The sequence below is a fragment of the Mesorhizobium amorphae genome, assembly GCF_014843845.1.
In the GTDB taxonomy this organism is placed as follows: Bacteria; Pseudomonadota; Alphaproteobacteria; order Rhizobiales; family Rhizobiaceae; genus Mesorhizobium; species Mesorhizobium amorphae_A.
The window spans coordinates 75,432-94,824 of record NZ_JHQS01000062.1 but is presented as its reverse complement, the minus strand read 5'-3'; the positions used below and the strand labels follow the sequence as shown (position 1 = coordinate 94,824).

General features: G+C 63.1%; 15 protein-coding genes and 1 pseudogene. 12 read left to right on the top strand and 4 right to left on the bottom strand.

Annotated elements, in window-relative coordinates; genetic code table 11:
• Complete coding sequence (locus DH08_RS28930; RefSeq protein ID WP_192182675.1) at positions 1–1,239, top strand: CmpA/NrtA family ABC transporter substrate-binding protein; 1,239 nt, start codon at positions 1–3, stop codon at positions 1,237–1,239.
• Positions 1,240–1,482: 243 nt separating this feature from the next.
• On the opposite strand, the gene DH08_RS36990 is transcribed toward DH08_RS28930, so the two are convergent.
• Positions 1,483–1,611: a hypothetical protein gene (locus tag DH08_RS36990; protein WP_280110147.1), complete on the bottom strand. Its 129-nt coding sequence runs from the start codon at positions 1,609–1,611 to the stop codon at positions 1,483–1,485.
• On the opposite strand from DH08_RS36990, the gene DH08_RS28925 reads away from it, so the two are divergent.
• From DH08_RS28925 to DH08_RS28890, 8 genes are all read left to right on the top strand, one after another.
• A complete protein-coding gene (locus DH08_RS28925; RefSeq protein WP_192182674.1) occupies positions 1,598–2,914 on the top strand; it encodes a CmpA/NrtA family ABC transporter substrate-binding protein in 1,317 nt (438 codons plus the stop codon). The genes DH08_RS36990 and DH08_RS28925 overlap by 14 nt on opposite strands.
• Before the next feature lie 97 nt (positions 2,915–3,011).
• Entirely contained in the window at positions 3,012–3,908 is an 897-nt protein-coding gene (ntrB, locus tag DH08_RS28920; RefSeq protein ID WP_192182673.1) for a nitrate ABC transporter permease, read from the top strand.
• Positions 3,909–3,918: 10 nt separating this feature from the next.
• Positions 3,919–4,716: an ABC transporter ATP-binding protein gene (locus tag DH08_RS28915; RefSeq protein WP_192182672.1), complete on the top strand. Its 798-nt coding sequence runs from the start codon at positions 3,919–3,921 to the stop codon at positions 4,714–4,716.
• A 390-nt stretch (positions 4,717–5,106) separates the two neighbouring features.
• Positions 5,107–5,304: a hypothetical protein gene (locus DH08_RS28910; RefSeq protein WP_192182671.1), complete on the top strand. Its 198-nt coding sequence runs from the start codon at positions 5,107–5,109 to the stop codon at positions 5,302–5,304.
• Between the two features lie 18 nt (positions 5,305–5,322).
• Positions 5,323–6,624: an MFS transporter gene (locus DH08_RS28905; protein ID WP_192182670.1), complete on the top strand. Its 1,302-nt coding sequence runs from the start codon at positions 5,323–5,325 to the stop codon at positions 6,622–6,624.
• A gap of 20 nt (positions 6,625–6,644) precedes the next feature.
• Positions 6,645–9,095 carry a nitrite reductase large subunit NirB gene (nirB, locus tag DH08_RS28900; protein WP_192182669.1) on the top strand — a complete coding sequence of 817 codons (2,451 nt, stop codon included), beginning with the start codon at positions 6,645–6,647 and terminating at the stop codon, positions 9,093–9,095.
• A 5-nt stretch (positions 9,096–9,100) separates the two neighbouring features.
• A complete protein-coding gene (gene nirD, locus DH08_RS28895; RefSeq protein ID WP_192182668.1) occupies positions 9,101–9,430 on the top strand; it encodes a nitrite reductase small subunit NirD in 330 nt (109 codons plus the stop codon).
• A 4-nt stretch (positions 9,431–9,434) separates the two neighbouring features.
• The gene (locus DH08_RS28890) at positions 9,435–12,296 is read left to right on the top strand and encodes a nitrate reductase (RefSeq protein WP_192182667.1); all 2,862 of its coding nucleotides are present in this window, start codon (positions 9,435–9,437) and stop codon (positions 12,294–12,296) included.
• A gap of 88 nt (positions 12,297–12,384) precedes the next feature.
• Here the strand turns inward: DH08_RS28890 and DH08_RS28885 are convergent, their stop codons facing one another.
• Entirely contained in the window at positions 12,385–12,690 is a 306-nt protein-coding gene (locus DH08_RS28885) for a hypothetical protein (RefSeq protein ID WP_192182666.1), read from the bottom strand.
• Positions 12,691–13,066: 376 nt separating this feature from the next.
• On the opposite strand from DH08_RS28885, the gene DH08_RS28880 reads away from it, so the two are divergent.
• From DH08_RS28880 to DH08_RS28870, 3 genes are all read left to right on the top strand, one after another.
• Positions 13,067–13,588, top strand: a complete 522-nt coding sequence (locus DH08_RS28880) for a putative pterin-binding protein (RefSeq protein WP_246801032.1) — start codon at positions 13,067–13,069, stop codon at positions 13,586–13,588.
• A 147-nt stretch (positions 13,589–13,735) separates the two neighbouring features.
• Positions 13,736–15,571, top strand: a complete 1,836-nt coding sequence (locus DH08_RS28875; RefSeq protein WP_192182664.1) for a putative bifunctional diguanylate cyclase/phosphodiesterase — start codon at positions 13,736–13,738, stop codon at positions 15,569–15,571.
• Positions 15,572–16,073: 502 nt separating this feature from the next.
• On the top strand, positions 16,074–18,239 hold the full coding sequence (locus DH08_RS28870) for a tetratricopeptide repeat protein (RefSeq protein ID WP_192182663.1): 2,166 nt from the start codon (positions 16,074–16,076) through the stop codon (positions 18,237–18,239).
• Between the two features lie 292 nt (positions 18,240–18,531).
• Here the strand turns inward: DH08_RS28870 and DH08_RS28865 are convergent, their stop codons facing one another.
• Positions 18,532–18,846, bottom strand: coding sequence for a hypothetical protein (locus tag DH08_RS28865; protein WP_192182662.1), 315 nt, complete (start codon positions 18,844–18,846; stop codon positions 18,532–18,534).
• 222 nt (positions 18,847–19,068) lie between these two features.
• A pseudogene (locus tag DH08_RS37230) lies at positions 19,069–19,363 on the bottom strand (SOS response-associated peptidase family protein); the annotation flags it as partial.
• Between the last annotated feature and the right edge of the window lie 30 nt (positions 19,364–19,393).

Genomic DNA, 19,393 nt, shown 5'->3' with positions numbered 1-19,393 from the left:
ATGACTGCTGCGCACCAGATCACCGCCGGCTTCATGCCGCTCTTCGACAGCGCCGTGCTGGTCGCGGCGCGCGAATTGGGCTTTGCCGCGCGCGAAGGCATCGAGCTCACGCTGCACCGCGAGACCTCCTGGGCCAACATCCGCGACCGCATGGCGATCGGTCATTTCAATGTCGCCCATATGCTGGGGCCGATGCCGCTCGCCTGCAATCTCGGCCTGACGCCGCTCGCTTCGGAGACGATCGTGCCGTTCTCGCTGGGGCTCGGAGGCAATTGCGTCACCATCTCCAATGCCGTCTGGGCCGGCATGGCGACGCACGGCGCCGAGCCGGACCTCGACCCGGCGCGCGCCGGTGCGGCCCTTCGCGCGCTGATCCGCGAACGGGCAGGGGCCGGCCGCGATCCGCTGCGCTTCGCCGTCGTGCATCCGCATTCCGGGCACAATTACGAGCTGCGCTACTGGCTCGCCGCCTGCGGCGTCGATCCGACCCAAGAGATCGAGATCGTCATCGTGCCGCCGCCCTTCATGGCCGATGCGCTGGCCGCCGGCCGCATTGACGGCTACTGCGTCGGCGAACCGTGGAACAGTGCCTCGGTCGCCGCCGGCACCGGCCATATCGTCACCGTGAAGGCGTTGCTGTGGCGCAATAGCCCAGAGAAGGTGGTTGGTGTGCGCAAGGCGTGGGCCGAGGAGAACCCGGATGCGCTGGCGGCGCTGCTGCGCGCCCTGCATCATTCGGCCCGCTGGTGCCAGGATCCGGCCAACCACGGGGAATTGGCTGCGCTGATGGCGCAGCCCGGCTTTCTCGGCCTGCCGCCGGCAGTGCAGATGCCGATCCTGACCGGCCATCTCGATCTGGGCGGCGGCGCGAAGCGGGCGATCGACGACTTCTTCGTGCCTTTCGACAAGGCGGCGAATTTTCCCTGGAAGAGCCACGCGCTGTGGTTCTACACGCAGATGGTACGCTGGGGGCATGTCGCGCACACGCCGGAGAACCTTGCTATCGCCAGGGAGTGTTATCGGCCCGACCTCTACCGCTCGGCGCTGAAGCCGCTCGGCGTGGCGCTTCCCGGCGCCAATGCCAAGGTCGAGGGCGCGCTGAAGGCCGCGACGCCGGTCGGTTCGGCAGGGGCAAGTCTGGTGCTCGGTCCCGACGGTTTCTTCGACGGCCAGATCTTCGATCCCGACGAGATCGACGCCTACATTGCCGGCCAGAAATCGGCCCGCGCTGAGGCCTGATCATTTTCGCGCCATTCTTGTGCAATGCACAAAAATTGTGCGTGCGCTTGCGCTAATGAACAATCTTTGGCCTGTTTGATTTGTAGCCCGGCGCAGTTGTCCTCCACATCTACCACTGATTTCATTGATATTTTCGCTCCGGCTCGAAACTGGCACGGTTCCTGCTTTGTCATAGGCAGGCTCTTCTAGGGTCACGGAACGGGCGTCCAATGGCGGGCGCCACAGGCAAAGCTGCCGCTCAGGTCAACACGCGATCCCGGATGGACGGACGCGCGCGGCCTGGCCGGCGGCTTTTTTGTTTTGATCGAACACGCAATCGACGGCGCCGATCCCGAGCGGCGCCCAACCGGAGATGACGATGACGAAACGCATCAAGACCGAAGCCCCTCTCGAGGGCATGACCCGCCGCAATTTCCTGATGGCAAGTGCTGCCACCGCGGCAACCCTGGCGGCGGCGCGTGCGCTGCTGCCCTCCGGCGCCTATGCGGCGCCGGCCGCTCCGGAAGTGACCGGCGCCAAGCTCGGCTTCATCGCGCTGACCGATGCCGCCCCGCTGATGATCGCCAAGGAAAAGGGTCTGTTCGCCAAGTTCGGCATGCCCGATGTCGAGGTGCTGAAGCAGGCCTCCTGGGGCGCGACGCGTGACAATCTGATGCTCGGCGGCGAGGCCAACGGCATCGACGGCGCCCACATCCTCACGCCGATGCCTTACCTGATGCACACCGGCAAGGTGACGCAGAACAACCAGCCGCTGCCGATGGCGATCGTGGCGCGGCTGAACTACGACTGCCAGGGCATCTCGGTCGCGCAGGAATATGCCGCCACCGGCGTCGGCCTCGACGCCTCCAAGCTGAAGGAGGCCTTCGCCGCCAAGAGGGCCGAGGGCAAGGAGGTCAAGGCCGCCATGACCTTCCCGGGCGGCACGCATGACCTGTGGCTGCGCTACTGGCTGGCCGCAGGCGGCATCGATCCCGACAAGGACGTCTCGACCATCGTCGTGCCGCCGCCGCAGATGGTGGCCAACATGAAGGTCGGCAACATGGACGTGTTCTGCGTCGGCGAGCCGTGGAACGAGCAGCTCGTCCACCAGGGCGTCGGCTTCACCGCCGCCACCACGGGCGAATTGTGGAAGGGCCATCCGGAAAAGGCGCTCGGCCTGCGCGCAGCCTTCATCGAAAAGAACCCGAACGCCACCAAGGCCATCCTGATGGCCGTCATGGAAGCCCAGCAATGGTGCGAGGCCAAGGAAAACAAGGACGAGATGGCCGCCATCATCGGCAAGCGGCAATGGATGAACGTGCCGACCGCCGACATCATCGGCCGCCTCAAGGGCGACATCAACTACGGCAACGGCCGCGTCGCCTCTGGCACCGACCTCTACATGAAGTTCTGGAAGGACGGCGTGTCCTATCCGTTCAAGAGCCATGACAGCTGGTTCCTCGCCGAAAACATCCGCTGGGGCAAGTTCGCGCCGACCACCGACATCAAGGCGCTGGTCGACCAGGTCAACCGCGAGGATCTGTGGCGCGAGGCGGCAAAGGACCTCGGCGTCGCCGCTGCTGATATTCCGGCATCGTCGTCTCGCGGCGTCGAGACCTTCTTCGACGGCAAGACCTTCGATCCGGCCAACCCGTCGGCCTATCTGGACAGCCTGAAGATCAAGGCATCGGCTTAAGCGCAACGGCGCCTTAGCGCCGTTGTCGCCTCCAGCGCCAGGCGCAAGCGGCATCAGCCGCTTGTCGCCAGATCCGACCACGGAGTTACCCTCAGACATGTCAATCCAAGCCATCGAGGACACCAAGGTGAAGGTGTTTCCAGCGCCGGCCGAGCCGTCGAGGGTGATCGCTTTCGCCACCAAGGCGCGGCGTCGCTTCGACCTGCTCGCGATCTTGAGCAAACTGGCCGGCACGCTGCTGCCGCCGGCCGTCGTCATCGTGCTCATGCTTGTCGTATGGCAGATCGCCTGCTCGTCGCCGACGGCCAGCCTGCCGCCGCCGAGTCAGGTCTGGACCGAGGCCTATGACCTGATCGCGCATCCCTTCTTCGATAATGGTCCGCAGGATATCGGCCTCGCCTGGCGGGTGCTGATCTCGCTGCAGCGGGTCGCCATCGGCTTTGGCCTCGCGGCAATCGTCGGTGTCGCGCTGGGTGCCCTGGTCGGCCAGTCTATCTGGGCGATGCGCGGCCTCGACCCGGTGTTCCAGATCCTGCGCACCGTGCCGCCGCTCGCCTGGCTGCCGCTGTCGCTGGCGGCTTTCCGCGATTCCAGCCCGTCGGCGATCTTCGTCATCTTCATCACCTCGATCTGGCCGATCATCATCAACACCGCCGTCGGCGTCCGCAACATTCCCGAGGACTACCGCAACGTCGCCCGTATCCTGCGGCTCAACCAGATCGAGTTCTTCGTCAAGATCATGGTGCCGGCGGCAGCGCCCTACATCTTCACCGGCTTGAGGATTGGCATCGGCCTGTCCTGGCTCGCCATCGTCGCCGCCGAAATGCTGACCGGTGGCGTCGGCATCGGCTTCTTCATCTGGGATGCGTGGAACTCGTCGCGGCTGCCCGACATCATCGTCGCGCTTGCCTATATCGGCGTCACCGGCTTTTGCCTCGACCGCCTGGTCGCGGCGGTCGGCGCCTTCGTCACCCGCGGCACAACGGCAAAGTGAGGAAAGCGCCATGACGGCCTATCTGAAGCTCGACCATATCGACAAATCCTTTGCCCGCGGCGGCCAGGTCAGCGAGGTGCTGAAAGACATAAGACTGACCATCGACAAGGGCGAATTCGTCTCCATCATCGGCCATTCCGGCTGCGGCAAGTCGACCTTGCTCAACCTGATCGCCGGGCTGACCAAGGTCTCCGCCGGCGCCGTGCTGCTCGAGGACAAGGAGGTCGACAGCCCGGGACCGGAGCGCGCCGTGGTGTTCCAGAACCACTCGCTGCTGCCTTGGCTCACCGTCTACGAGAACATCAACCTGGCGGTGTCGAAAGTCTTCGGTTCGACCAGGACAAAGGCCGAGCGCCACGACTGGATCATGCGCAATCTCGACCTCGTCCAGATGGCGCATGCCAGGGACAAGCGCCCGGCCGAGATCTCGGGCGGCATGAAGCAGCGCGTCGGCATTGCGCGTGCGCTCGCCATGGAACCGAAGATCCTGCTGCTCGACGAACCGTTCGGCGCGCTGGACGCGCTGACCCGCGCGCATCTGCAGGACGCGGTGATGGACATCCATTCCAGGCTTGGCTCGACGACGATCATGATTACCCATGATGTCGACGAGGCGGTGCTGCTCTCCGACCGTATCGTCATGATGACCAACGGTCCGGCGGCGACCATCGGCGAGGTGCTTGCCGTGCCGCTGGCCCGGCCGCGCCGCCGCGTCGAGCTCTCTTCCGACCGCACCTTCCTGCGCTGCCGCGAGGCGGTGCTGAAGTTCCTCTACGAACGCCACCGCTTCGTCGAAGCCGCGGAGTAGGGCCATGACCGATCATCGGCAACGGGGAATCTGCATCGGCATTAGGCGATATACCGCATTGCACAAATATTATGCTGCCGTGCAAGGCATTCTGACTAATCTTTGATCCGCAGCCGGGCTTGAAAAGTCGCGATGCTGCGGCTTCGCATTGAGTTCATTCGATAATCCAGCGCGCTGTCGAGTTGGCACGCTTCCTGCTTTCCAGAATGCAGGCCCGCATGGGCCAAGAAACACGGCGTCCAATGACGGGCGCCACAGGCAAAGCTGCCGCTCAGGTCAACACGCGATCCCGGATGGGCGGACGCGCGAGGCCTGGCCGGCAGCTTTTTTGTTTTGACCGAACACGCAATCGACGGCGCTGGTCCCAAGCGGCGCCCAACGGAGACGACGATGACGAAACGGATCGGAACTGGCGCGTCCCTCGCGGACTTCACGCGCCGCGATTTTCTGGCCAGCAGCGCGCTGACCGCGGCACTGTTCACCGCCGCGCTCCTCCTCTTTCCCGCAGGCGCCAAGACTAACGGCCAGGGTCCCGCGGTGACCGCGCAGAGCTCGGTTTCATCCAGCTCGCCGATGCCGCGCCGCTGACAATCACCGGAGCCTGAAATGACTGCAAATCTCCCAGCCGCGCCCAGCCAGGATAGTGCCCCCAGGCAGGCGCTCATGATGTCCACCATCGCCTTTACTGTCTGCTTCGCGGTGTGGACGATCTTTTCAATCATCGGCGTCCGCATAAAGCAGGAGCTGGGGCTGAACGAGACGGAGTTCGGCCTGCTCGTCGGCACGCCGATCCTCACCGGCTCGCTCGTGCGCATGGTGCTCGGCGTCTGGACCGACCGTTTTGGCGGACGGCTGGTCTACACCGCGACCATGCTTGCGGCGGCGGTCGCGACCTTCCTGCTCGCCTTTGCGCACACCTACGGGCAGATGCTGGTCGCCGCGCTCGGCGTCGGGCTCGCCGGTGGTTCCTTCGCCGTCGGCGTCGCCTATGTCTCGCGCTTTTTCCCCGCCGGCAAGCAGGGCACGGCCCTCGGCATCTTCGGTGTCGGCAATGTCGGGGCCGCGGTCACCAAGTTCCTGGCTCCGTTCGTGCTTCTCTCCTGGGGCTGGCAGTCGGTCGCGCTGATCTGGGCGGCGGCACTCGTCGTCATGGCCGTCGTCTTCTGGTTCACGACCAGCGACGATCCGGTCATCCGTGAGCGCCGCGCCGGCAAGGCGGCGCCCGCGAGAAGCTTCTGGCAGGAATTCGCGCCGCTGAAGAACCTGCAGGTCTGGCGCTTCGCCCTCTACTATTTCTTCGCCTTCGGTGCGTTCGTCGCGTTGTCGCTGTGGTTGCCGCGCTACCTGATCGGGGTCTACGGCTTCGGGCTGGCGACAGCCGGCATGATCGGCGCTGCCTATTCGATCCCGGCAAGCATCTTCCGCGCCTATGGCGGCGTGCTCTCCGACCGGATCGGCGCTCGCACCGTGCTCTACTGGACCTTCGCTGTGTCGTCCGTCGCCACGCTGATCCTGTCGCTGCCGTCGGCCGACTATGTCGTTCACGGCATCAGCGGGCCGATCCCCTTCCACTTCGCCATCGGGCCGGTCGCCTTCATCGCCGTCGCCTCGATACTCGGCTTCTTCATGAGCCTGGGCAAGGCCGCCGTCTACAAGCACATTCCGGCCTATTATCCAGGCAGCGTCGGCGCGGTCGGCGGCGTTGTCGGCATGATCGGCGGGCTCGGCGGCTTTGTCCTGCCGATCGCCTTTGGCGCCCTCAACGACCTCACGGGCGTATGGTCGAGCTGCTTCATGCTGCTCTTCGTCATCGTCGCCACCTGCTTTGCCTGGATGCACGTCTCCATCCGGCGGATGGAGCGCGCGGCATCTGCCGAAACTTCAGCCCTTTCCTACGCGGCTGAGTGAGACTGGAGCGGATCAGGAATATGACCGAAAAACTCGTCATCATCGGCAACGGCATGGCCCCCGGGCGCATGCTGGAGCATCTGCTGGAAAAGGCGCCAGACCGCTACCAGGTCACCATCTTCAACGCCGAGCCGCGCGTGAACTACGACCGCATCATGCTGTCGCCGGTTCTGTCGGGCGAAAAGGATTATGAGGAGATCATCATCCATGGCGATGGCTGGTACATCAAGCACGGCATCACCCTCTACAAGGGCCACAAGATCGTCGCCATCGACCGGCAGGCCAAGACCGTCACCTCTGATCACGGCGTGACCGAGCCCTACGACAAGCTGGTCATCGCCACCGGCTCGGTGCCGTTCATCATCCCGGTGCCGGGCCACAATCTGCCGGGCGTGCTGACCTATCGCGACCTGGACGACGTCCGCGCGATGATGCTTGCCGCCCAGTCGCGGGCCAAGGCCGTGGTCATTGGCGGCGGCCTGCTCGGGCTCGAAGCCGCGGCCGGTCTCAACGCGCAAGGCATGGACGTCACCGTGCTGCATGTCATGCCGACGCTGATGGAGCGCCAGCTCGATCCGGCCGCTGGCTACCTCCTGCAGCGCGCCGTGGAAGAGCGCGGCATCAAGGTCATCACCAAGGCCAATACCCAGGCGATCACCGGCAACGGCAAGGTCGAGCAGGTGGAACTTGCCGATGGCACCGTAATCCCGGCGACGTTGGTGGTGATGGCGGTCGGCATCCGGCCGAACGCGGCGCTGGCCAAGGAGGCTGGCATCGCCGTCAACCGCGGCATCGTCGTCGATGCCGGCATGCGCAGCAACGACCCCGACATCTTCGCGCTCGGCGAATGCGCCGAGGTCAACGGCATGGTCTACGGGCTGGTGGCACCGCTCTACGAGATGGCGCGTGTCGCGGCCAGCCAGCTTGCCGGCGACGAGGCTGCGGCCTTCGTCCATTCGGACACGCCGACGAAGCTCAAGGTCACCGGCATCGAACTGTTCTCGCTGGGAGACTTCGCCGAGGGCGAGGACCGCCAGGAGATCGTGCTGCGCGACGCTGCGGCCGGTGTCTACAAGCGCCTGGTGCTGAAGGACGACCGCATCATCGGCACCGTGCTCTATGGCGAGACGGCCGACGGCGCCTGGTTCAATGATTTGAAGAAGAAGCAGACTGACATATCGGAGATGCGCGACACGCTCATTTTCGGCCAGTCCTACCAGGGGGGTGCCCCGCTGGACCCTATGGCGGCCGTTGCAGCCTTGCCGGATGATGCGGAAATCTGCGGCTGCAACGGCGTTTGCAAGGGAAAGATTACTGGCGCGATCACGGCCAAGGGCCTGACCTCACTCGACGATGTGCGCGCGCACACCAAGGCGTCCGCCTCCTGCGGCTCCTGCACCGGCTTGGTCGAGAAGCTGATGGTGCTGACCATCGGCGACAACTACAACCCGGCCGCCGTGCAGCCGATGTGCGGCTGCACCACGCTCGGCCATGACGAGGTCCGCCGACTGATCAAGGCCAAGAGCCTGAAGACCATTCCCGCCGTCATGCAGGAGCTGGAATGGAAGACCTCCTGCGGCTGCGCCAAATGCCGGCCGGCGCTGAACTACTACCTCGTCTGCGACTGGCCGAACGACTACGCCGACGACTACCAGTCGCGCTTCATCAACGAGCGCGTCCACGCCAACATCCAGAAGGACGGCACCTATTCGGTGGTGCCGCGCATGTGGGGCGGCGTGACCAGCGCATCCGAGTTGCGCGCCATCGCCGATGTCGTCGACAAGTTCGAGATCCCGATGGTCAAGGTCACCGGCGGCCAGCGCATCGACATGCTGGGTATCCGCAAGGAAGACCTGCCTGCGGTGTGGGCCGATCTCGGCCAGGCCGGCTTCGTTTCCGGCCATGCCTACGCCAAGGGCCTGCGCACGGTGAAGACCTGCGTCGGTTCCGACTGGTGCCGCTTCGGCACGCAGGATTCGACGGGTCTCGGCATCCGCATCGAGAAGTTCATGTGGGGCTCGTGGACACCGGCCAAGGTCAAGATGGCGGTGTCGGGTTGCCCGCGAAACTGCGCCGAGGCGACCTGCAAGGATGTCGGCGTCATCTGCGTCGATAGCGGCTACGAGATCCATTTCGCCGGAGCCGCCGGCCTCGACATCAAGGGCACCGAAGTGCTCGGCCTGGTCAGGACAGAGGACGAAGCGCTGGAGCATATCGTGGCGCTGACGCAGATGTACCGCGAGCAGGGCCGCTATCTCGAGCGCATCTACAAATGGGCCAAGCGCATCGGCATCCCCGAGATCAAGCGCCAGATCATGGACGATGGCGAGAAGCGCAAGGCCTATTACGAGCGCTTCGTATTCTCGCAGAAATTCGCCCAGGTCGATCCATGGTCCGAGCGCGTCTCCGGCAAGGACAAGCACGAATTCCGGCCGATGGCATCGGTCGGGTTCGCCGAGGCAGCGGAGTGAGCATGATGAACTGGATCGCTATCGGCACGCTCTCCGACATCCCCCGGCGCGGTGCGCGCTGCGTTGCTACGCCCGAGGGCAAAATTGCCGTTTTCCGCACCGCGGACGATCAGGTCTACGCCATTGACGACCATTGCCCGCACAAGGGCGGGCCGCTCAGCCAGGGCATCGTCCACGGCGCGGCGGTGACCTGTCCGCTGCACAATTGGGTGATCTCGCTGGAAACGGGCAAGGCGCTCGGCGCCGATGAGGGCGTTGTGCGCACCATCCCGGTGCGCATCGATGGCGAGCGTCTGTTCATCGCGCTGGAAGCGCTGGCCAGCCGCGCGGCCTGAAATCATGGAGATCGACGCAGTGCGCGAGGTGAGGACCACCTGCCCCTATTGCGGGGTGGGTTGCGGCGTGCTGGCGAAGGTCGCCGCGGACGGGCAAGTGTCGGTCCGCGGCGATCCTGACCATCCGGCGAATTTCGGCCGGCTCTGCTCGAAGGGCTCCGCCCTTGCCGAGACCATCGACCTCGACGGCAGGCTGCTCCATCCGGAGATCGACGGCCGCCGCGTCGGCTGGGACGAGGCGCTCGAGCGCGTCGCTTTGACTTTTTCGCAGACCATCGCCGAGCATGGCCCGGATTCGGTCGCCTTCTATGTCTCCGGGCAGTTGCTGACCGAGGACTATTACGTTGCCAACAAGCTGATGAAGGGGTTTGTCGGCTCGGCCAATATCGACACCAATTCGCGGCTCTGCATGGCCTCTTCGGTCGCCGGCCACCGCCGCGCCTTCGGTTCCGACACGGTGCCGGGAACCTACGAGGATCTCGAGCTTGCCGACCTCATCGTGCTGGTCGGCTCCAACCTCGCCTGGTGCCATCCGGTACTCTACCAGCGCATCGCGGCGGCGCGCGAAAAGCGGCCGGAGATGAAGATCGTGCTGATCGATCCGCGCCGCACCATGACCGCCGACATCGCCGACATGCATCTGGCGATCGCGCCGGACGGCGACGTGGCCCTGTTCACCGGGCTGCTCGCCTATCTTGGCCAGCACAATGCGCTGGACCGCGCCTATATCACCGAGCACACGACCGGCTTCGGCAAGGCCCTTTTCGCCGCCTCGAACCTCGACCTTGCCGGCGTCGCAGAAGCCACGGGCCTCAGCGAGGACGAGCTTGGCCGCTTCTACAGCCTGTTTGCCCGGACGAAAAAAACCGTCACCGTCTACAGCCAGGGGGTGAACCAGTCGTCCTCGGGCACCGACAAGGTTAACGCCATCATCAACTGCCATCTCGCCACAGGGCGCATCGGCAAGCCCGGGGCAGGGCCGTTTTCGGTCACCGGCCAGCCCAACGCCATGGGCGGCCGCGAGGTCGGCGGCATGGCCAACATGCTCGCTGCCCATATGGAGATCGAAAACCCCGCGCATCGAGCGCGCGTGCGCCGCTTCTGGAACGCGCCCGACATCGCCGACAAGCCCGGTCTGAAAGCGGTCGACATGTTCAAGGCGGTGGGCGATGGGCGCATCAAGGCGCTGTGGATCATGGCCACCAACCCGGTCGATTCGATGCCGGATGCCGATGCCGTCGAGGCGGCGATCAAGGCCTGCCCCTTCGTCGTCGTCTCGGACGTGCTGGCAAGCACCGATACGGTCCGCCATGCCCATGTCCGGCTGCCCGCAACAGCCTGGGGCGAGAAGGACGGCACCGTCACCAATTCCGAGCGCCGCATCTCGCGCCAGCGGGCCTTTTTGCCCGCGCCCGGTGAGGCGCGGCCGGACTGGTGGATCGTCGCCGAGGTGGCGAGGCTGATGGGGTTTGGCGAGGGGTTTGCCCATGCAACGCCGGCGGAGATTTTTGCGGAGCACGCGGCGCTATCGGCGTATGAGAATGATGGGGCGCGGGATTTTGATATTGGTGCGTATGCCGGGATCGATGCGGACACCTACGAAGATCTCGTTCCATTCCAATGGCCAGCGCCGAGCCAAGCCACCCCCCTCTGGCCTGCCGGCCATCTCCCCCTCAAGGGGGGAGATCAGCGGTCGCAACCGCCTTCGCCAATTACCAACGTTTCAGAGCGAGCGCCGTCGGCGAAACTGCCAATCTCCCCCCTTGAGGGGGAGATGGCCGGCAGGCCAGAGGGGGGCGTTCAAGCTGGACGTCAACCCGAGAAGGATGGTCAGGCAGCGCGTAGTCCTTCCACCCGCTTCTTCGCTAACGGCAATTTCTACACCCCAGATCGCAGGGCGCACTTCATCGCCGTCCGCCCCGTCGCGGAAACCCGCACGGACGAAAAATTCCCGCTGATCCTCAACACCGGCCGTGTCCGCGACCACTGGCACACCATGACGCGCACCGGCAAAAGCCCGCGCCTGTCCCAGCACATCGCCGAACCCTTCGTCGAAATCCACCCGGCGGATGCGCAGCACTTCGGCATCGGCGATGCCGACATCGTGCGTATCTCCAGCCCGCGTGGCGAGGTGCTCGTGCGAGCCTTGGTGACATCGCGCCAACGCCAGGGCAGCCTGTTTGCGCCGATGCATTGGACCGACCAGTTTGCCGCCAAGGGCCGGCTCGACGCGCTGACGGCGTCGCTCACCGATCCCGTTTCCGGCCAGCCGGCTTTGAAACATGTCGCGGTGCGCATCGAGAAGTTCGCGGCCAAAGCCTTCGGCTTTGCGGTTATGCGACAACGCCCGGCGCCGGTTGCCGCGACCTATTGGGCCGTGGCCAAATGCCGGGGCGGCTGGCGGGTCGAACTCGCTTTCGCCGACGACGACATCGACTGGGCGGGCTTTGCCGCTGCGCTGTTCGGCGCGTCACCCGACATGCTTGCCTATCACGACCGCGACGCCGGCCAGCATCGCATCGCCGCCTTCGACGGCGAGCGCCTCGCAGGCGCGCTGTTCGTCGCCCCCGGCCCGGTCGCGGTGTCGCGTGGCTGGGCGGCCGAACAGCTCGAAGAAACCCATGCCGGCCAGCGCGAGCGCTTCCGCATCGTCGCCGGCCGCGCCGGCGCCGAGCGGCCGGATGCCGGCGCCACGGTCTGCTCCTGCTTCAGCGTCGGCGCCAACCAGATCGCGGCGGCGGTGGCTGCCGGCTGCACGACCGTGGCTTCCATCGGTGAGACGCTGAAGGCCGGCACCAATTGCGGCTCCTGCCGCGCCGAGATCCGCGCGATAATCGAGGCGAGGCGGGTACAGGCGGCGGAGTGAAAAGGGCGCAGCGCAGGCCTCTGGACCTTGGTGACGCGTCGCCCTTTTGAAGGCTGGCAGGCATGGGCGAGGCGACCGGCGATTAGGCCTACTGCGATCGCCCAGGCTGCCAAACTGTCGAACTGTCGCCCAGCGGCCAATTGGCGGTTCGCCCTGCGTCTGGCCCGCGCCCTGCCTCAATGACCCCGACCATTGCGCGCGTAAATTCAACCACACTGTTTGCAGTGACGGCAGCCTTGTCGGGACTTTGCCCAATCTGTTCGGCGGCTCCGCAACATGACAGGCGGATGAGATCGTAGTGCATATCTCTTTCATCGTCCGGCAACGCCGCCAAAGTCAGGGCGCGGCAGTGGATCATCCGCAGCAGCTGTGCCAGTGCTGTTTCGACACTCATGCGTTTTGCTCCGCATCGGTCGAACGTCCCGGCCCAGAGGGGCGCTGGAACGTCGATCGGAGGTTGGTTCCTGCCCCCAATGCCGAAAGGCTGCATGACAGCCGTTAATATATCGTTGATCGCTAATATATTCGCCTGCTTGACGGTTTGCTTGTCGGGGCGGCCGGTGCCGGGTCGAAAGCCGGGCGGCAAAGAACCCCTGCGAAGCGGCTGCTTACGCTGCAAGCGCTGCCTTGCAGCCGCAAGTCAAGCGCGTGAAACCAAAAGCTAACTGAAAAACAATCATTCGATGGAAAGATAGCTGTTCCGCCGACAGTATCGGCGAGCCGGCAAGAGTTGGTGCTGACCATAAAATGGAAAGGACTGCGTTGTGTCGATGCTCAAAGGGAGATTATTCGCCTTTCGCCGCAGCCTGATCCTGCTGGTTGTTTCCGCAATCGGCGTGTTGCCGGCATTCGCCCTGGAGCCAGCCAAATATCCGGAGCCGCCCGACACCGTCGCCTTCAAAGTTGAGAAGAACGGGGAATCGATCCCGGTCACATTGCGGCAGCTTGAAAAGCTCGGCCTTTACAGCGTTTCCACCCCAAGTCCCTTTGAAAAGGGGCAACTGAAGTTTCAGGGTGTTCTGTTCCGGGATGTGCTCAAGCTGATTGGATTGGACGGCGAGGGATCCGTCGTGCTGCGCGCGCAGGACGACTATGTGCAGACAATCCCAAAGGAAGACTGGACGGAAGGTCCGCTTCTTCTTGCCACGCGCCAGGACGGCCAGCTGCTGACAAGGCGTACGCAAGGTCCCACGCGGCTGATCTACCCTCTCGAAGACCATCCGGCCTTTGATACGCCGGTTCGCAAACCGCGATGGATCTGGTTGATAAAGACGATCGCGCCACCCAATTGAACCCCAGCGTGACGTCCAGCCATGTGGTTTAAAAGCACAGCCTGGCGGGTTCCTGCAACCTACGCGGCCGCGGCGGCGTCGGCAGCCATCTGCTCAGCCGCGCTGATCGCGGTGCTCTTCACGAGCATAAGCAGGATAGAGACCGCGATGCCGCGTTTCGGCTTCTTCGCAATTCGTGAGTTCCACATTGCTATACGCGACGTGACGCATCTGCGGGACATGATTTCGCTTGCCCAGGCGGCTCCCAAATCACCGGAAAGCCTCGAGCAACTGTCGACCGCGAACGACCTGATCTACATCCGTTTCGAGCGCATCGACGGCGGCGACACCATCAGCGAAATCCCCGCCTATGCCGGTATCGTGCCGCGGGTCAACGACGCGGTGAAACAACTTGACGCCATCATTGCGGCCGGCGTGCCTCTGGACGAAAAGAGCCTGAAGGAGGTGGGAAACGAGCTCGACCAGATTGTCGCTCGCATGAACGATGAATACTACAAATATGGGGAGGAAGTTAACGTCGATCTCTATTCGGCGGAGAAGAACCTGAACAGGTTCAACTACCAGATCGCCTTTGCCTTGACCGTCTTGTCGGCGCTCGCGATAGGAACAGCCGTGTTGCTGATCGGTCGTCGCGAGACGATCAGGAAACTCGAATTTCTCGCCTGGCAAGACGCGACGACGGAGTTGAAGAACCGCGCCTGGATGTCCGCCAACCGGGACGGGCTGCTGGAGCGGGCGAGGTTGGCCGGCAAGCAACTTCGGCTGTTCCTGATCGACCTCGACCATTTCAAGGGCGTCAACGACACGTTCGGCCACCACATCGGCGATCTGTTGCTGAAAGCCGTTGCCGAAACCCTGCAGGCGGTCGAACTGCCTGATGAAGTGGCCGCCGTCCGTTTGGGTGGCGACGAGTTCGCCGTCATCGCGATCGGGGATAGCCACTCGGCGGATTTGGGGCAGCGTCTTCGCGAGCAATTGAACCGCTTTGCCGATCTGGACGGCCATCAGGTGCGCATTGGTGCCAGCATCGGCATGGCGTCCTTCCCGGACCATGGGTCGGATATCTCCACCTTGCTGCGCAACGCAGACAGCGCCCTTTATGTCGCGAAAGCGGAGGGACGATCCGGATTCGTGACTTACTCGCCCGCTATCCTCAGCCAGATCGACGTGCAACTCGGCGAGGAAGCGGCGATCAAGCGAGCGCTCAATGACGACGAGTACTTCCTTGTCTGGCAACCGCAATTCGAATTGGCGACCGGGCGCATGATCGGTGCCGAAGCCCTGGTCCGCTGGCGCGACGGCGTTTCGGGGACGGTTCGCTTGCCGGACTCATTCATTCCGACAGCGGAACGGAGTGATCTGATACTGGAAATCGACAAGAACGTGCTGAGCAAGGCCTGCGCGCAGGCAGCGCATTGGATGTCGATTTCCGCCGACGATTTCGTCTGCGCGGTGAATGCTTCGGGCAAGAGCCTGCAGGAGGATGCTTTCTTCCTTCACCTCGTCGAGGTGCTGCGGCGGACCGGATTGCCGCCGTCGCGCCTGCAGCTGGAAATAACGGAAGGCGTGTTCATCCACAGCAGGGTCGCCTTGGACACTTTGTCGAAAATTCGAGACCTCGGCGTTAGTCTGGCGCTCGACGATTTCGGATCCGGATATTCGAGTTTCGGCTACCTTGCCGACCTCGACCTCAATCGCCTGAAGATAGATCGATCGTTCCTGAACGATCTGGAGTCATCCGGGAAGAAGCAGGACGTGGTCAGGGGGATCATCGCATTGGCCAATTCGCTTGGCCTGGTCGTCATGGCCGAAGGCGTCGAAACGGAAGGGCAGCTGGCTTTCCTGATCGCCGAACGATGCCACGGCGCCCAGGGGTTTTTCATGTCGGAACCCATCGACGTGAAAGTGCTGACAAATCAGCTGATCGCACGGCGAGGCAGCCTCAAAGCCAAGGCCAGGTCCAGACTGAACCTCTCGGCCTGATCATTTGCGTGGACTTTTCATCGCTGGAACTTGAATTGGCTGCCGTTCTTGAACGCTTGTCGAACTTGCTGTCTCGCGCCAAGCCCAGAAATCCGGCATCTGTTCGATGAACTCGAGCAAATCAGGCTGGCTGCGTAGCGGAGGTGTTGCCGCCGCCTGTTCAGTTTCAGAAAACTGGGTAGAGGGGGCGCTGAAAAGAAACTTTCTCCGTTTTTCGGGACGACCAACTCGCTGTTGACTGCAGGTAGCCAGGTCGCGTAGCTGTCATAGGCTGGGCCAACGCACTGTTCCACCATTGCTTGGCGCTCTGCATCAAAGCGACAGTTCCGTCATCCTTGATGACAGGATTGGTGCCGCTGATGCGGCCGTATCTGCGAACTCCTTCCGCGAGTTTTATCGACGGCTGCTGGATCCCGAGACGCCCACGGCGGACGCTGGTGAGGTCAGTCGTTTTCATTTCAGCGCAACTAGTTCTATAATCCGTCGGGGATGGGCCAGGCCGATGGACCGCAAGCTTTCCGCCATTCTCGCCGCCGATGTTGTGGGCTATTCCACCCAGATGGAGCGCGACGAGGCCGGCACGTTCGAGCGCCTTCGTGCTGGACGCAAGGAACTGTTCGAGCCCGAGATTGCCCGCCACCACGGCCGCATCTTCAAGCTGATAGGCGATGGACTGCTGGCCGAATTCGGCAGCGTCGTGGACGCGGTCGAATGTGCCGTGTCGTTGCAGCGCGGCCTAGTGGAACGCAACGCCGCCGTTTCCGAAGATCATCGGATTCGCGTCAGGATCGGGATCAATCTCGGCGAGGTGATTGTCGAGGGTGAGGATCGGTATGGCGAGGGAGTCAACGTCGCTGCCAGGCTTCAACAGCTAGCGCAACCTGGCGGCATCTGCGTCTCAGGAAAGGTCGCCAAAGAGGTCGAGAAGAAGTTGGCTTTCGGCTTTGAGCCGATGGGCGAACAGAAGCTGAAGAACATCGCCGAACCGGTGCAAGCGTACCGGGTGCTTCTCGATCCCGCGGTGGCGGAAAAGCCCATGGCGGCCAATCGACACCCGCGCTTCAGGCGCAATCTGGCCGCCGCACTTGGGGTCCTTGCTGTCGCAGTCGGCCTTGCAGCAGCGTGGTGGCGACCGTGGGAGCCACCGCTTCGGCCCACCGCTCTGACGGCCAATGCGAAAGCCGACACCCGGCCATCCCTCGTCGTGCTTCCATTTGACAATCTCAGCGACGACAAGGCGCAAGCCTATCTGGCTGACGGTTTCACCGAGGACCTGACCACAGAACTTGCACGCGTACCCGGCCTGTTCGTCGTATCGCGAAACGCGGCTTCCACCTACAAGGCCAAGGAGACTAAACCCGCTGAGTTCGCCGCAGCGCTTGGTGTCCGGTACATACTGGAGGGCTCGATACGTCGGGTCGGCGACGACATGCGTATCAACGCGCAATTGATCGACGGCTCGACCACCGGTCATCTCTGGGCAGAACGTTTCGACGGCCAGTGGACGGATGTGTTTGCGCTGCAGGACAAGGTCGTTGCCAGCATCGCAGGCGCGCTCAAGCTCCGTCTCGTCAGCGCCCAAGGCAAGGCGGATGTCGCGGGCGGCACGCGCAATCCCGCAGCCTACGAGGCTTACCTCCAGGGCATGGAAATCTACAATCGTCGCAATACTCCAGACGAGTTTGCGCAGGCGGTGAGGTTTTTCCGGCAGGCGCTGGAACTCGATCCGAATTTCGGCGCGGCGGCAGCCTCGCTCGCCTGGGCCTATTGGGACATAGACGGGCCGCGGGGCAAAGCTTTAGTCGTTTCGGACATCGGTGCGCTGTACAACGTCTACAAGTACCTGGGGGAGGCGGCCAAGCATCCTTCGCCGTCCTACTATCAGCTCGTCGCCAGTTTGCTGGTTCGCGAGCACCGGTCCGACGAGGCAGTCGCGGTTATGTTCAAGGCAGTGGCGCTCGACCCGAGCGATCCCCTGAACTATGTCGGGCTGGCAGAAGCCCTGAGTTTCAATGGCAGGCCGAACGAGGCCCGCGACTATCTCGACGCGGCCAACCGTGTCGACCCAGGCGGCAATGACCATCGGCACTACCAGACTGGGCTGGCTGCATTTGGCCAGGGTCGTTTCGAGGAAGCCGTCGACTACCTTGAAAGGATCGATCTCCAATCGCCCGATCCATGGCCGAAATTCTACGGCCTGCAGGTATTGGTTTCGGCCTACGCACATCTCGGGCGTAGTGACCAGGTCGCCGCCTATAGCGACGGGCTAAGGAACGTCATGTTGGAACGAAAGGATGGAGGGGCAAATCAGCTGGTTACGCAGAGGTATTTTGTGTTCAAGAACCCGGCTGACATCGGGCGCCTGCTGAACGGCCTGGACAAGGCCGGTGTGCCGGAGTTGCCAGAACAGCTCGATTTGGATGCGAAGGACCGGCTTACCGGTTCGGAGATCAGGTCGCTCATCCTCGGTCATGACCTGCGCGGGGGAGGCGCATGGATAGATAAAGGAACCAGTTGGGTGCAGGAGAACTTCCTGTGCGACGCTATTCCGAAAGTTCAGACAACCTGCGGCGCGATCTTCCGCAATCCTGCAGGGACGCCGGGGCAGGGCCACGAGTATACGGCAGTTTTCCGTTTTGATCGTTTTGAGTTCTCGACCATCAAATGAGACCATTTGAGAATCGCCCTCCCCAGTGTTCGGCGCGAATTCGGCGTTTGGTCAGATGCGGCAGCCCGTCGACAATGGAGGTCAGGACGCTTTATCCACGTTTCTGCCGTCGAGTGCCGGCACGCCCGCGCAGAACGATGACCTGGCCAAGAAAATGGGCCGGCAGCTAGAGGCGACGATGCGGGGCGTGGTGGCCGATGAGAAGGCGCGCGCAACGACCGGGCAATCTCGCCAACAATCGCGGAAGATAGCCCATACGCCACCAATCGCATGGGGCACGTAGTTCCGCGTGCTATTCGCTCATCGAAAATGTGAAACGAACTGGATTGGTTTTGATCCCTGGCGGCCAACACCTTTTCACGCCATTTGCAAGGAACGGAGCAGCCTTCGCCATCGCATCGGAATGAGGTTCATAGGTGATCACGGAAACAGTCTTGGCCTTGTCGGCCTTATCTAATGTGACCTCAAAAGTCACTTTGAATGGAACGTCCGCAAAGACTGGAATGACTAAGCAGCCTCCAATTTTCTCGTTGAGAAGAGCCTCTAGTTCGCCAGCGCGTGCAGTACCGGCGCAAAGCATTAAACCCAATACGACGACTGCACGCATTCTGATCTCCTTTTGATCAACGGTAGCTTGAAACTATTAGGCGGGGCAACGCCCTAATAGTTCGCCTTGCACCGAGATCGCCGTGGGATTTCAACAAGGTGCCGATATATTTTCACGGCGCTCCCAAGATTCTGCTATACTGTCGGTAAGAGCAAAAGTCCGCCCGGCTGATACCCGTTAAGGACCATACTGGCACCACCACAAAGGGCGACACCCCGGACGCACAACGCATCTGTGCTCGATGCCGACGTATTGCTGCCAGTGGCCATATTGCGGATTGCGTATGTTGGGTAGTGCCGTAGTCGGCCTTGTCCTTCACCCGCTCCAGCGGCGTCGGCATGCCCCACAACAGATTAGCAAGCTCGCGTTGCCCGTCCAGCGCATTGCGGACCACAGGGCCGGGCCGGTTCGGACAGATGTCTATGGACGGTTCAAAGTTGCCCAATATGTCTCGCAAGGTGCGAGTCCATTGGCGGATAGCCGCTTGCGACGTGGTGATGTTGTAGAGATTGCACATGCTGGCGCCTCAACTAGGTGCCGGCGAGCT

Coding starts and splice junctions, on each gene's coding strand:
- DH08_RS28930 (WP_192182675.1), top strand. CDS start 1: ATGACTGCTGCGCACCAGATCACCGCCGGCTTCATGCCGCTCTTCGAC.
- DH08_RS28925 (WP_192182674.1), top strand. CDS start 1,598: ATGACGAAACGCATCAAGACCGAAGCCCCTCTCGAGGGCATGACCCGC.
- DH08_RS36990 (WP_280110147.1), bottom strand. CDS start 1,611: ATGCGTTTCGTCATCGTCATCTCCGGTTGGGCGCCGCTCGGGATCGGC.
- ntrB (WP_192182673.1), top strand. CDS start 3,012: ATGTCAATCCAAGCCATCGAGGACACCAAGGTGAAGGTGTTTCCAGCG.
- DH08_RS28915 (WP_192182672.1), top strand. CDS start 3,919: ATGACGGCCTATCTGAAGCTCGACCATATCGACAAATCCTTTGCCCGC.
- DH08_RS28910 (WP_192182671.1), top strand. CDS start 5,107: ATGACGAAACGGATCGGAACTGGCGCGTCCCTCGCGGACTTCACGCGC.
- DH08_RS28905 (WP_192182670.1), top strand. CDS start 5,323: ATGACTGCAAATCTCCCAGCCGCGCCCAGCCAGGATAGTGCCCCCAGG.
- nirB (WP_192182669.1), top strand. CDS start 6,645: ATGACCGAAAAACTCGTCATCATCGGCAACGGCATGGCCCCCGGGCGC.
- nirD (WP_192182668.1), top strand. CDS start 9,101: ATGAACTGGATCGCTATCGGCACGCTCTCCGACATCCCCCGGCGCGGT.
- DH08_RS28890 (WP_192182667.1), top strand. CDS start 9,435: ATGGAGATCGACGCAGTGCGCGAGGTGAGGACCACCTGCCCCTATTGC.
- DH08_RS28885 (WP_192182666.1), bottom strand. CDS start 12,690: ATGAGTGTCGAAACAGCACTGGCACAGCTGCTGCGGATGATCCACTGC.
- DH08_RS28880 (WP_246801032.1), top strand. CDS start 13,067: ATGCTCAAAGGGAGATTATTCGCCTTTCGCCGCAGCCTGATCCTGCTG.
- DH08_RS28875 (WP_192182664.1), top strand. CDS start 13,736: ATGCCGCGTTTCGGCTTCTTCGCAATTCGTGAGTTCCACATTGCTATA.
- DH08_RS28870 (WP_192182663.1), top strand. CDS start 16,074: ATGGACCGCAAGCTTTCCGCCATTCTCGCCGCCGATGTTGTGGGCTAT.
- DH08_RS28865 (WP_192182662.1), bottom strand. CDS start 18,846: ATGCGTGCAGTCGTCGTATTGGGTTTAATGCTTTGCGCCGGTACTGCA.